The sequence below is a fragment of the Archangium lipolyticum genome, from assembly GCF_024623785.1.
In the GTDB taxonomy this organism is placed as follows: Bacteria; Myxococcota; Myxococcia; order Myxococcales; family Myxococcaceae; genus Archangium; species Archangium lipolyticum.
The window spans coordinates 244,662-257,929 of the sequence record NZ_JANKBZ010000012.1 but is presented as its reverse complement, the minus strand read 5'-3'; the positions used below and the strand labels follow the sequence as shown (position 1 = coordinate 257,929).

11 protein-coding genes are annotated in these 13,268 nt (G+C 70.6%); 9 read left to right on the top strand and 2 right to left on the bottom strand.

The genetic code is table 11. From position 1 onward, the window contains the following. The first annotated feature begins 188 nt into the window (after positions 1-188). A complete protein-coding gene (locus tag NR810_RS25880; protein WP_257456206.1) occupies positions 189-2,387 on the top strand; it encodes a sensor histidine kinase in 2,199 nt (732 codons plus the stop codon). Here NR810_RS25880 and mgtE read toward each other — a convergent pair. Continuing rightward, complete coding sequence (gene mgtE, locus NR810_RS25875) at positions 2,368-3,747, bottom strand: magnesium transporter (protein ID WP_257456203.1); 1,380 nt, start codon at positions 3,745-3,747, stop codon at positions 2,368-2,370. The two genes, NR810_RS25880 and mgtE, sit on opposite strands and share 20 nt — an antisense overlap. Positions 3,748-3,843: 96 nt before the next feature. Here mgtE and NR810_RS25870 point away from each other — a divergent pair, with 96 nt between their 5' ends. Further along, positions 3,844-4,629, top strand: coding sequence for a PilZ domain-containing protein (locus tag NR810_RS25870; protein ID WP_257456202.1), 786 nt, complete (start codon positions 3,844-3,846; stop codon positions 4,627-4,629). Positions 4,630-4,688: 59 nt separating this feature from the next. Here the strand turns inward: NR810_RS25870 and trxA are convergent, their stop codons facing one another. Further along, complete coding sequence (trxA, locus tag NR810_RS25865) at positions 4,689-5,018, bottom strand: thioredoxin (RefSeq protein WP_257456201.1); 330 nt, start codon at positions 5,016-5,018, stop codon at positions 4,689-4,691. A gap of 193 nt (positions 5,019-5,211) precedes the next feature. On the opposite strand from trxA, the gene NR810_RS25860 reads away from it, so the two are divergent. The 7 genes from NR810_RS25860 (at position 5,212) to NR810_RS25830 (ending at position 13,237) form a co-directional block, all read left to right on the top strand. After that, positions 5,212-5,586: a hypothetical protein gene (locus NR810_RS25860; RefSeq protein WP_257456287.1), complete on the top strand. Its 375-nt coding sequence runs from the start codon at positions 5,212-5,214 to the stop codon at positions 5,584-5,586. Positions 5,587-5,615: 29 nt separating this feature from the next. Further along, positions 5,616-6,425 (top strand): cytochrome C assembly family protein, encoded by an 810-nt coding sequence (locus NR810_RS25855; protein ID WP_257456200.1) that lies wholly within the window; start codon positions 5,616-5,618, stop codon positions 6,423-6,425. 2 nt (positions 6,426-6,427) lie between these two features. Then, positions 6,428-7,741, top strand: a complete 1,314-nt coding sequence (gene hemA / locus NR810_RS25850) for a glutamyl-tRNA reductase (RefSeq protein WP_257456196.1) — start codon at positions 6,428-6,430, stop codon at positions 7,739-7,741. Then, positions 7,738-8,679, top strand: coding sequence for a hydroxymethylbilane synthase (gene hemC / locus NR810_RS25845; RefSeq protein WP_257456195.1), 942 nt, complete (start codon positions 7,738-7,740; stop codon positions 8,677-8,679). Before hemA ends, hemC begins: the two co-directional genes overlap by 4 nt. A 112-nt stretch (positions 8,680-8,791) precedes the next feature. Next, positions 8,792-9,553, top strand: a complete 762-nt coding sequence (locus NR810_RS25840) for a uroporphyrinogen-III synthase (RefSeq protein ID WP_257456186.1) — start codon at positions 8,792-8,794, stop codon at positions 9,551-9,553. 82 nt (positions 9,554-9,635) lie between these two features. Next, complete coding sequence (locus NR810_RS25835; RefSeq protein WP_257456185.1) at positions 9,636-11,411, top strand: Dickkopf N-terminal cysteine-rich domain-containing protein; 1,776 nt, start codon at positions 9,636-9,638, stop codon at positions 11,409-11,411. Continuing rightward, positions 11,396-13,237, top strand: coding sequence for a GspE/PulE family protein (locus NR810_RS25830; protein WP_257456184.1), 1,842 nt, complete (start codon positions 11,396-11,398; stop codon positions 13,235-13,237). Before NR810_RS25835 ends, NR810_RS25830 begins: the two co-directional genes overlap by 16 nt. Positions 13,238-13,268: the final 31 nt, after the last annotated feature.

Sequence of the window (13,268 nt, the reverse complement as noted above, 5' to 3'; positions counted from 1 at the left end):
GACGCACGGTGAAGAGCGTGGTAAGCAGGCTCTTCAGGTGTTTCGCGGCTTCTCCGCGAGCCTGGTGGCCGCCTCCATGCCGAAGTGGAAGTCCTCCACTCCCGCGTTGTGCCCGACCCGTCCGCCACCTGTCCGTGGGGCCTCTGTCTTCCAATGGGGCTCCCGAGTGGTCGCGGAGGGAGGCGCTCATGGGCCTTGAGACACCGTCCCTCACGCTGGCGGAGGTGCTGGAGGCCCGGAGGCAGGAGCTCCGCCAGCGCTGGAGCGGCCGGTTGGGCGGGAGGGCCGAGCTGGAGGAGTCCTTCGACGACCTCCTGGGGGCGGTGGTGGCCGTGCTGCGCGGGGCGGGCCGGCCGCGGAGCCCGTGGCGCTTGCGCACCGGCTTCGACCTGAAGGCGCTGATGCACGAGTGCGACGTGCTGCGCGAGTGCCTCCTCGACCTGGCGGAGGAGACGGGCGTGCGCGTCTCCCTGTCCGAGGTGCGTGCCCTGACGGCCTTCTTCTCCACCGGCATCGCCGAGGCCACGGACGCGTTCGAGCGCCAGCTGGCCGTCCGGCTGCGAGAGGCGGAGGAGCGTCTGGGGGAGTCCACCTCCGCCGCGGGCGTGGGCACCTGGTGGACGGATGGCACGGTGCGCTGGCTGCGCCAGAAGGGGCGGATCTTCACCGACGCGTCCGGTGTGCCGCTGCACATCACGGGGTCGACGGTCGACATCACCGAGCAGAAGCGAGCCGAGGCCGAGCGGGCGGAGCTGCTCATCCGGGAGCAGCGCGCGCGTCAGGAGGTGGAGGAGGCCCTCGCGCTGCTGGAGATGCTGCTCACCACCGTGCCGGTGGGTCTGTGCTTCTTCGATCGGGAGCTGCGCTACGCGCGCATCAACCAACGGCTGGCGGACATCAACGGCCGCTCCATCGGGCAGATCCTGGGCCACACGCTCCACGAGGTCGTTCCGGAGCTGGCTCCGCGGCTGGCTCCCGTGCTGCGCGAGGTCTTCGAGACGGGGCGGGCCTGGTTCGACCTGGAGATGACGGGCGCTACTCCGGGCACCCCTGGCGAGGTGCGCCACTGGCTCGTCAGCTCCTACCCCGTGCGCAACCGCGCCGGGCAGGTGTTCCTCGTGGGCAGCCTGGTGCTCGACGTCACCGAGCGCAAACACTTCGAGCGGACGCAGGCCCTCCTCGTCGAGGCGGGCAGGCTGCTGTCCCAGTCGCTGGACGTGCCCACCACTCTCAAGAGCCTCGCCGCGTTGAGCGCGATGCACCTGGCCGACTACTGCATGGTGGATCTGCTGGGCGAGGACGGGCAGTTGCACCGGCTCGAGGTGGCGGCGCGAGATCCGGAGCGGCAGCAGCTCCTCCGCCGGTCGATGGCGTATCCACCCCTGATGGGAGGCGGCAGTCCCATGACCCGCATCCTGGAGCGTGGGGAGATCGCGGCCGTGCCGGAGATCACTCCCGCGTGGATGGATGCCGCCGCCCGGAACGCGGAGCACCGGGCCATCCTGGAGGAGCTCGCTCCGAAGTCCACCGTCCTCTTGCCGCTGGTGGCCCGGGGCCGGAAGCTCGGCCTCATCAATCTCGCCTGGACCCACTCCCGGGCCTCGTCACTGGCGAGGGATCTGGAGGTGGCCCGGGGTCTGGCCGATCGCGCGGCCGTGGCCATCGACAACGCCCGGCTCTACCAGGAGGCCCAGGCGGCCGTCCGGGTGCGTGAGGACGTGGTGGCCATCGTCAGCCATGATCTGCGCAATCCCCTCGGTGCCATCTCCCTGGCGGCCACCTCCCTGCTTCAGCGCGGGGACGTGGACGCGCGCACCCTGAGCATGATCAGCCGCATCTCCGCGGCGGCGGACCGGGGCACGCGGATGATCGGGGAGCTGCTCGACTTCACCCAGGCGCGGGTGGGCGGTATCCCCGTGCAGCCCAGGGCCCTGGATCTGCACGAGAACGTGCGGAGGGTGGTCGAGGAGGTGCGGCTGGCGAACCCCGGACGCCACATCGTCCTGCACGCCAGTGGCGACGGCCGGGGCGAGTGGGACGAGGGCCGGCTGGCCCAGGTCATCACCAACCTGGTGGGCAATGCCCTCCAGCATGGCCCCCCGCAGACCCCCGTCCGCGTGTCCACACGGGGAGAGGAGGAGGGCGTCACGTTGGAAGTGCACAACGAAGGCCCGCCCATCCCCGAGGACCTGTTGCCCCTGCTGTTCGAGCCCTACCGGCGCGGCACGGAGGGGAGCGCGGGCCGGGGCAGTCTCGGACTGGGCCTCTTCATCACCCGGCAGATCATCCTCGGGCATGGGGGCACCATCGAGGTGCGCTCCACCGCCAGGGAGGGCACCTGTTTCACCGTGCGCCTGCCCCGGCGGGTCAGAGCCCGCGGCCCGTGAGCATGAGGGTCACCACGGTGAAGTAGATGACCACGCCGGTGACGTCCACCAGCGTGGATACGAAGGGCGCCGAGGCGGTGGCGGGATCCAACCCGAAGCGCCGCAACAGGAAGGGCAGCATCGAGCCGCACAGCGTGCCGAACGTCACCACTCCCACCACGCTCAGCCCCACCGCCACGCCCACCCAGACGAAGTGGGGACCGTAGATGACCTCGTGCTGGGGCCACAGCAGGATGCGCAGCAGGCCCAGCAGCCCCAGGAAGATACCCAGCGCCACGCCGCTGACGACCTCGCGCGCCGCCACGCGCCACCAGTCGCTCAGGTGCACGTCGCGCACCGCCAGCGCGCGGATGATGAGCGAGGTGGCCTGCGAGCCCGAGTTGCCTCCCGAGGAGATGATGAGCGGCACGAAGGCGCTGAGGAATACCGCCTGGGCGATGGCGTCCTGGTAGTGGGCCATGGCCGTGGCGGTGAACATCTGCCCCACGAAGAGCACCGTGAGCCACCCCACGCGCTTGCGCAGCATGCCGGTGATGCCGATGTCCAGGTACGGCGCCTCCAGGGCCTCCATACCGCCGATGCGCTGGATGTCCTCGGTGGCCTCCTCCTCGGCCGCGTCCAGCACGTCGTCCACGGTGATGATGCCCACCAGCACGCCCTGGGAGTCCGTCACCGGCAGCGCCACCCGGTCGTACTTCTCGAACATGCTGATGAACTCCTCGCGGTCCGCCGTGGCCGGGATGCTCACCAGCTGCCGGTCGTGGATGTCCGTCACCCGCGTGCCCGGATCCGCCAGCACCAGCGAGGCCAGCCGCACGTCGTCCAGCAGCCGGCCCTTCTCGTCCACGATGTAGAGCACGTGCAGCGTCTCGCGGCCCTGGCCGTGGGCGCGCACGTACGCGAGGGCCTCGCCCGCCGTGAGATTGCCCGGCAGCGTGAGGTACTCCGGCGTCATGTACCGGCCGGCGCTCTTCTCCGGGTAGCCCAGCAGGTTGCGGGCCACCTTCAGCTGCTCGGGGGACAGCGTGGTGAGCAGCCGCTTCGTCACCTCGGCCGGCAGCTCCTCGAGCAGTCGCGTGCGATCGTCCGGCGCCATCTCGTCCAGCAGGTTCTTGAGCTGCCCGGTCCCCAACGTCTCCAGGAGCTCCGTCTGCTGGTGCAGCGGCAGGTACTCGAAGACGAGCGCCGCCGTGTCTCGCGGCAGCAGCCGGAACAGGATGCCGCTCTCATCCGCGGGCAGGTCCTCGAGGACCTCGGCCACGTCTGTCGGATCCATGCCCGAGAAGGCATCGCGCAGCGCGTTCCAGTCCTTGGCTGCGATGAGCGCTTCGAACTCCGGCTTCAGGAGGTTTCCCAGCATTGCGATCTCCGCGCGTGGACGGACACGCGCATGGCGCATGGTGTATGAAACGCGCCGGTTGGGGTACGGCAATCTGCCGTGCCACCGGAGGAGAAGATGGACAGGAAGGGCTCCCGGAAGAAGGCTCCCACCCAGGAAGCGGACACCCAGCGCCCGGAGGCGGCTCCTCCCACGGCCCCTCCCAAGGAGGCGGCCCCGGTGGCAGCGGAGAGTCCTCGTCCACCGGCCCCGAGGCCCGAGCCGGCCCGGCGGGTGGAGCCTCCCCCGGCGCCCGCTCCCCGGGTGGATCCGTTCCGCCGCCCACCAGCCCCCGCGCCCCTGGCCACGCGGCCGGCTCTTCCCCCCCGTCCCCCGGGCTCCAAGAGCTTCTACTCCCCCATCATCGAGGTGGGCACCCAGGAGGAGGTGGAGCACCGGCACTTCCCCCGCGCGCGGCTCGCCACGAGCTTCGAGCTGTGGATCGACGAGGAGGGCGCCCGGCGCTTCACCGCCACGTTGCGCTCGGCCAACGTGAGCGTGGGTGGGGCCTTCCTGGAGAGCACCTTCTTCCTGCCCCTGGACACCGAGCTACGGGTGCGCTTCTCGCTGGAGGAGGGCGCGGCCCCCGTGGAGGCCCGTGCCCGCATCGTGCGCGAGCAGCGGCCCCGCCGGGAGGACGAGCCGTCCGGCTTCGGCATCCGCTTCGAGGAGTTCTACGGACAGACGGAGGTGTCGCTGGCGCGGCTCTTCCTCGACATGAGGCTGCGCACCTTCGCCGAGGAGTACCTGCGCTCCAATCGCGCCCGGGGCCTGCCCAATGAGTTGGAGCGGGTGGTGGACGCGCTCGCCGCGTGGGAGCTGCTCAAGGCCAACAACCCCACCGATACGTGGCGGGGCGAGTGAGCCGGCGGTGAACGCCCGCGCGGAGCCCCGGAGAGGAGCTCCGCGCCGGGCGGTGGGCCTCAGATGACCTTCTGCAGCGCGGCCTCGAGCTTGGCCTTGGGCACGGCGCCGACGATCTGCTCCACCACCTTGCCGCCCTTGAAGACGAGCAGGGTGGGGATGGAGCGGATGCCGTACTGCTGCGGCGTGTCCTGGTTGTCGTCGATGTTGACCTTGGCGACCTTCACCTTCCCCTTGTACTGGGTGGCGAGCTCCGCCACGGCGGGGGCAATGGCGCGGCACGGGGCGCACCACGTGGCCCAGAAGTCGACCAGCACGGGCTGGTCGGACTTCAGCACTTCCTTCTCGAAATCCCCGTCCCCGATGTTCATCACGTCATCGCCTGCCATGGTGTCTCCTCGTCGGCGTGCAGGTAAGCAAGGCGGCGCGTGCTCTAGTACGCGCCCGTCGGGCCTGCAAGGTCCGGCTTCCTGGTCCTTTGCCTGCTTAGATGCGGACGGGGCGGGAGTGTCGCAACCCGTTCACGCTCCCCTGTCAGATGGCGCTTCGGCCCGGGGCGTGGAGGTGTAAGCTAGCGGTGTGATGAGGCTCTTCCTTCCCCAGACCCTGCTCGAGGAGTGGGCACTGGAGGACAAAGCGGACGTCAAGGACGGGGTACTGGTGGTGGCCGGTGAGGAAGGGGTGTACCCGGTGGTACCCGCGGTCCACATCGTGCAACTCGTCACCGGCGAGGACGCCAACGGTCTGGTGTCCAAGGTGAAGACCGAGGAACAGCTCGAGCGCCTGGGGGCCGAGCAGATGGCCGACTCGGTGCTGCTCGGAGATACGGCATACGAAGTGGTTCCGGGTTATGTGGCCGAAGTGCCCGTCCCTCCCTCGGATGCCTCCTCGGGGGAGGGGAAGACGGGTTCCGAAGCCGATCTTCTCGCCGCCTTCCTCCTGAACAAGATGGGCTGACTCACTCAGTCCAGTGGGTTGTATCCGCCATGAACCATGCGTTGGTCTCCCTCGCCTGCCACGCCTACGTCGTCGCGGCGTTGGTCTACCTCGCCTACCTCGTCCGGCAGATGGGGGCGCTCGCCACCACGGGCCGGGTGCTGGTGGGCACGGGGCTGGCCCTGCACGGAGTGGCCCTCTTCGGGCTCTTCGGTGCCCAGGGCGGGCGTCCGGTGGGCGTCGCCCAGGGCTTCTCCACGTTCGCCTTCCTGCTGCTGGCCATCTTCCTGGTGGTGGATGTGCGCTACCGCAGGCCGGTGATCGGCGCCTTCATCACCCCCCTGGCGGTGGCGGTGCTGATGCCGGGCCTGCTGCTGGACGGGGGACAGCCGCTGAGCCCGGACATCCGCAGGCCCCTGTTGCCCCTGCACATCACCATCGCCCTGCTGGGCGTGGCCGCCTCGGCGGTGGCCGCCGGGGTGGCGACGATGTACCTGCTGATGGAGCGGCAGGTGAAGGGCAAGCGCTTCGGCCTGCTCTTCGCGCGCCTGCCGTCGCTGGAGTTCCTCGACACCCTCAACCGTCAGCTCGGGGTGGTAGGGTTCATCGCGTTGTCGGTGACGCTCGTCACCGGAGCCTTCTTCTCCAGCGCGGCGCCGGGCTTCTTCTGGGCCTGGGAGTCCAAGCAGATCGCCACGCTGGTGGCGTGGGGAGTATTCGCCGCGCTCGTGGGTGCCCGCTCTTTCGGTGGATGGCGGGGCCGGCGGGTCGCGCTGTTGACCATGACGGGGTTCGGTTTGCTGCTGGTGTGCTTCCTCACGTCGTATGACTTCACCCATGTCGGCGGAGGTCTGCGCTAGCCATGGACTTCCTGTGCATCGGTCTATCGCACCGGACCGCGCCGCTGTCCGTCCGTGAGCGGCTCGCGCTGCCGGAGTCCCAGCAGGTGGATCTGCTACAGCGGCTGGCCCAGTCGCCCAACGAGGCGCTGCTCGTCTCCACCTGCAACCGGGTGGAGCTGTACCTGGCGGCGCCGGATGTGAACCGGGCCCGCGAGAGCGCCTTGAACGAGCTGCAGTCGCTCGGGGGTCCGGAGGCGCTGGAGCACCTCTACGAGCACCGCGGCGAGGCCGCGCTGGTCCACCTCTTCCGGGTGGCGGCCAGCCTGGACTCCATGGTGTTGGGAGAGGCGCAGATCCTCGGCCAGGTGAAGGACGCCTTCGAGCGGGGCCAGGGGGCGGGCGCGGTGCGCGGCGAGCTGACACGCGTGTGCGGCGCGGCCTTTGGCTGCGCCAAGCGGGTGCGCACCGAGACGGCCATCGGCCGGGCCGCCACCTCCATGGCCAGCGCCGCCGTGGCGCTCGCGAGCAAGGTGTTCGACGGGCTGGGAGACAAGACGGTGCTGCTGGTGGGCGCGGGCGAGATGGCGGAGCTGGCCGCGCGGCACCTGAAGCAGGCGGGCGCCACCCGCGTCTTCGTGGCCAACCGCACCCTGGCGCGCGCCGAGGCGCTCGCGGCCGAGGTGGGAGCCACGGCGCGTCCCTTCGAGGAGCTGTTCTCGCTGCTCACCGCGGCGGACGTGGTGGTGTGCAGCACGGCCTCGCCCGTGCCCATCTTCACCAAGGAGAACGTGGCCGCGGTGGCCAGGGCCCGCAAGCACCGGACGCTCTTCATGGTGGACCTGGCGGTGCCCCGCGACATCGCCCCCGAGGTGGGGGAGCTGGACTGGGTGCACGCCTACGACGTGGACGACATCCAGAAGTTCGTCGCGGAGAACGCCGCCGCCCGCGCCGAGGAGGCGCAGAAGGCCGGCGTGCTGGTGGCCCAGGAGGTGGCGCGCTTCGCGCGGGACCGGGCGGTGCGCAACGGCGTGCCGGTGCTCGCCCAGCTGCGCCAGCGGGGCGAGGCCATCGCCCGCGCGGAGGTGGAGCGCACCCTGTCCACCATCGGCGAGGGCCTCTCCGACAAGCAACGCAAGAGCATCGAGGCCATGGCCCGCGCCATCGTCAACAAGCTGTTGCACGAGCCCACGGCCCGGTTGCGGGCGGTGGGTCCCGAGCACGAGGGCAACCGGCTGGCGGGAGCCGCCGCCGAGCTCTTCGGGCTCGATGAGGTGCCCGTGTCCGGCGGGCAGGTGAACGGCCCCAACGTGGTGGCCAACGGAGGCAAGGGATGAAGGCAGTACGCATCGCCACGCGGCAGAGCCCGCTCGCGCTCTGGCAGGCCCGGCACGTGGCGGGGTTGCTCACCCAGCAGCACCCGGGGCTCGAGGTCTCCCTGGTGGAGATGACCACCGCCGGGGACCGCTTCCTCTCCGCGCCCCTGTCCACCGTGGGCGGCAAGGGGCTGTTCGTGAAGGAGATCGAGCAGTCGCTGCTCGATGGCCGCGCGGACCTGGCCGTGCACAGCCTCAAGGACATGACGTCCGTGCTGCCCGCGGGCCTGCTGCTCGCGGCGGTGCCCAGGCGCGAGGATCCGCGCGACGCCTTCTGCAGCCCGGGTGGGCTCATGCTGGAGTCGTTGCCCATGGGCGCGAGGGTGGGGACGTCCTCGCTGCGGCGCAGCTGCATCCTGCGATCGCGGCGGCCGGACCTGGAGATCGTCAGCCTGCGCGGCAACGTGCAGACGCGGCTGGCGCGCATGCGCGAGATGGATCTGCACGGCGCGGTGCTCGCCTACGCGGGCCTCAAGCGCCTGGGGCTGGAGACGGAGATCTCCGAGGTGCTGCCCACCACCCTGAGCCTGCCGGCGGTGGGGCAGGGGGTGCTCGCCATCCAGTGCCGCACCGAGGACGCCGAGGTGCGCCGCCTGCTGGCGCCGCTGGAGGACGCCACCACGCGCGTGGCCGTGACGGCCGAGCGCGCCCTCATGGCCCGGTTGGAGGGCGGCTGCACCGTCCCTCTGGCCGGACACGCCACCGTGGACGGGGGCATCGTCCACCTGCGCGGACTGGTGGGGCGGCCTGACGGCTCGAAGGTGGTGGAGGGCGCCCGCAGCGGCCCGGTGGAGGCGGCGCACGCCGTGGGAGAGGCGCTCGCCGAGGAGCTGCTGTCGCGGGGCGCGGCGGAGATCCTCCGCGATTTTGGCCGCGCCAGGCCCGTGCCGGAGTCCTGACGGGGAACCGGGAGAACCCTGGAAGTCTCCCCGCGCGGTCCTACCTCCATCTCGGAAGCGAGACGCGAAGAGGAACTATGGACCGCGCCCAGATGGCCTACAGTGCGCGCCCGTGCAAAAGCGACTCGAAGGCATCCGCGTCCTGGTGACGCGCCCCCGTGAACGCTCGGAGGAGCTGTGCTTCCTCCTCGAGGACGAGGGCGCGGAAGTGCTGCATGTCCCGTTGTTGGAGCTGCTGCCCCCGGAGGATCCGCGCCCGCTGATGGCGGCCGCGGAGTCCATCCAGCGCTACAAGTGGGTGGTGTTCGCCAGCGCCTCGGCGGTGGAGGCGCTGATGGAGGCGGTGCGCGAGGCCGGCACGACGGCGCTGCTGTCGCGGGTGCGCTTCGCCGTGGTGGGTCCGCGGACCGCGCGCGCCGTGGAGGGCTACGGGCTGACGGTGTCCGTCGAGTCTCCCGAGGGCACGGGCGCGGCGCTCTACGAGGTCATGCGTCCCGGGCTGGATCCGGAGGACGAGGTGCTGCTACCGGCCGCGGAGGAGGGGCGGCGGGAGATAGAGGACGCGCTGCGCGAGCACGGCGCGAGGGTGACGCGGGTGACGGCGTACCGCTCGAGGGCCGCGCCGCTGCCGCCCGAGGCCCATGAGCTGCTCGAGTCCTCGCCCCCGCACGTGGCCCTGTTCGCCTCGCCGCGCACCGCGGAGGCGTTCCTGGAGGCGGTGGGGCGCGAGCGGATCGGCGCGGCCCGGCTGGTGGCCATCGGCCCCACCACCGCGGCGGCGCTGACGCAGCTGGGGCTCCCGGTGGCCGCCGTGGCCGAGCGTCCCACCCCCGAGGCCCTGGTCGACGCCACCATCCGGGCGATTCGCGAGTAGACTGCCGTCCACTGAATGCCGGAGGGGGAGGGGAGCACGCGTGCGTCCCCTGGCGCTCCGGGTGGACCGAGGAGTCCTCAAGATGAGGCACGGGCTTTTGCGCGGCGTGGTGCTGCTCGGGGTGCTGGTCTGGAGCCAGGTGGCTCTGGCCCAGGCCTACAACTATTCCAACTTCCGGATGCTCAACACGAAGGACAACCCCTTCGAGTACTACGTGGACTCGCGGTACGCGCAGCCGGCGGGCATCCAACTGTCGCTGGTGGAGACGGCCGTCAAGAACGCGTTCCAGACCTGGGACAACGCCACCTGTGCGACCACTGCCTTCAGATACGCGGGGCTGAGCCAGCCCACCGTCGCCGAGCCGCGCAACCTGAACGACCGCTACAGCGTGGCCGCCGTGTGGATCACCGACAAGAATGATCCCCTCTACCGCGACCTGCTCGGCACCCGGCCCTTCATCACCGTGCCGCTCGACTACGGCGGCTACCTGTACCAGTGCGACATCCTCATCAACGGGACGGGGGACATCAAATGGTCCACCACCACCCCCACGCAGGCGGGCTTCTACGACTTGCAGACGTACCTGCTTCAGGCGGTGGGGTTCTGCCAGGGCCTGGGCCTCTCGTACGAGGTGACGAACGCGGTGATGTCCAACGAGCTGCCGGTGGGCGGCAACCGGCGCGCGCTCAGCCAGTACGACCTCGACCTGCTGTGCAAACGCTATCCGACGACGCCGAACTACGTGTCCGCGCCGTGCTCGGCGGCCGGCACCTGTACCGGGTTCACCTGCGTGACGCCGCAGAACACGGGCGGCCAGGTGGCCTACAACTTCTGCACCAAGGGCTGCACGAACACCACCCCCGGTGAGTGCCCGGAGCCCTTCGTGTGCAAGTCGTCCACCGCGGTGCCGGGCTTCCGGTACGCGTGCCTGCCGGCGGACAAGGACTACGCCACGCAGGTGGGCAACGCCTGTACCCAGAACCAGAACTGCGGCTCCGCGTACGGCTACTGCCAGCAGCCGGTGGTGCTGCCCTCGACGGGGACGGCCTGGTACGGCGGCTACTGCTCGGAGAACTGTGGTTCCGGCGTCGGTGCCTGCCCCACGGGCTCGGTCTGCACCCAGGTGAACGCCACCTCGAACATGTGCCTCGACCAGTGCAACACCCTCGCGGACTGCCGCGAGGGCTACGTCTGCGCGAGCCAGCCCGGAGGCAACCTCTGCATCCCGAAGTGCTACAGCGACGCGGACTGCGGTGCCGGCTCCGCCTGCCGCGTCTGCGAGGGCGTGTGCGCCCCCGTGCGCAACTCCGGCGTGGTCATCGGCGAGCCCTGTGACGACAGCGCGCAGTGCGGCACGGGCCAGCTGTGCCTGAAGGTGAACGGCCATCCGCAGGGCTTCTGCTCGCAGACCTGCGCGGGGACGACCACGTGCTCCTGCCCCGAGGGCTCCTCCTGCCAGACGGTGGGCCCCAATCACACCACCCTGTGCGTGCGCAGCTGCACCGCGGGGACCTGTGCCTCGGGACTCCAGTGCGCTCCCTTCCCCGATGGCACCAGCGGATGCCTGCCCTCGTGCCGCACCCAGGATGACTGCCCGGGTGGCTCCACCTGCAACGCTGGCCAGTGCGTGGGGACCGGCTCGTATGACGGTGGCTCCTGCCCGCTCTGCCCGGGTCCGGGGAGCCCCGATGCCGGGACGGGTCCCATCCCGTCTCCCTCCGACAGTGGGACGGGCCCGGGTGGGCCGGCGGGCCCCGGGTGTGGCTGCCAGGGCTCCGCCGTGAACGCGCCGGGATTCCTCGGCGCCCTTGCTTTGTTCCTCGTGGCCGCCAGGAGACGCCGTTGCCAGCGCCTGTGACCTCGCCCGCTCCCTCCCGGAGCAAGACAGACTTCACCCTTTCCTTCGTCCTCGACGCGCTCGTCGCGCAGCGGGTGCTCACGTCCGACCAGGCGCAGAACATCCTGGCGCGTGAGCAGGCCGCTCGCGCCCGCGTCCTCAAGAATCAGGGCGTGGTGGGCAAGGACGCGGCGCGCTACGAGGTGTCGCCGGTGGAGATCGTCGCCGCCTTCCAGGTGCCCCTGGCGGACAACCGCGGGGTGCTCGACGAGGACCGCATCAGCGAGCTGGTGGCCCGCGCCGCCGGCCTCGCCCACCGGAAGATCGACCCGCTCAAGCTGGACATGGCGCTGGCCACCCGCACCGTGTCGCGGCCCTTCGCGCAGAAGCACTTCATCCTGCCCCTGGAGAAGGGCCAGGATGGCCGGCTGCTGGTGGCGGTGGCCAACCCCTTCGACAAGGAGCTCTTCGAGGGGCTCCACGTGCTCACCGGCATGCCCATCGAGCCGGTGCTCTCGGCGAAGGGGGACATCCTCAAGGCCATCGCGGACATCTACGGCTTCAAGCGCACGCTGGCTCGCGCCGCGGATGACTTCGGCGCCAACCCCCAGAACGTGTCGCAGATCGGCAACTTCGAGCAGCTCGTCTCGCTCAGCGGCCGGCAGGAACTGGACGCGGCGGACCAGCCCGTGGTGCAGGCGGTGGACTACCTGATGCGCTACGCGTTCGACAACCGCGCGTCGGACATCCACGTCGAGCCCAAGCGCACCACCTCGCTGGTGCGCCTGCGCATCGACGGCGTGCTGCACCCCGTGTACACGCTGCCGGCGGGCGTGCACGCGCCCATCATCTCGCGCATCAAGACGCTCTCGCGCATCGACATCTCCGAGAAGCGCAAGCCGCAGGACGGCCGCATCAAGACCGAGCGCGATGGCCGCGAGGTGGAGCTCCGCGTCTCCACCCTGCCCACCGCCTTCGGCGAGAAGGTGGTCATCCGTGTCTTCGATCCGGAGACGCTGGTGCAGGACATCGCCCAGCTCGGCTTCGATCCGGAGGAGAAGAGCGTCTTCGAGAACTGGATCGACCAGCCCCACGGCCTCATCCTCGTCACCGGCCCCACGGGCAGCGGCAAGACGACCACGCTCTACTCGGCGCTCAAGGCGGTGGCCGGTCCGGACGTGAACGTCACCACCATCGAAGACCCCATCGAGATGGTGTGGGACGGCTTCAACCAGGTGCAGGTGCAGCCCAAGGTGGGGCTCGACTTCGCCAACGCGCTGCGCCACATCCTGCGTCAGGACCCGGACGTCATCATGGTGGGAGAGATCCGCGACGCGGAGACGGCGGAGAACGCCATCCAGGCCGCGCTCACGGGCCACCTGGTGCTCTCCACGCTGCACACCAACGACTCCATCGGCGCGGTGGCGCGCTTGAAGGACCTGGGGGTGCCGCCCTTCCTGCTGGCCCAGAGCCTCATCGGCATCATGGCCCAGCGTCTGATGCGGCGGGTGTGCCCGCACTGCGCGCAGCCGACGACGCTCACGCCGGACGAGCTGAGCATGCTGGGCGCGCCCATCCCGCTGCTGCCGGGTGGGGTGCGCATCGTCAAGGGCGCCGGGTGCATCCGCTGCCGCGGCACCGGGTACTGGGGCCGCACGGGCGCCTTCGAGATCGTCAACATGTCCAACGAGCTGCGCGAGTTCGTCTCCCGCGGCGCCGGGCACCACGACATGTTGGAGGCGGCGCGCCGGGGTGGCACGCGCACCCTGCGCGAGGCGGCGGTGCGCAAGCTGGCCATGGGCCTCACCTCCTTCGACGAGGTGGTGCGCATGACCTCCGCGTCGTGAGCGGCACCCGAACGGACCGGTGCGACCCGCT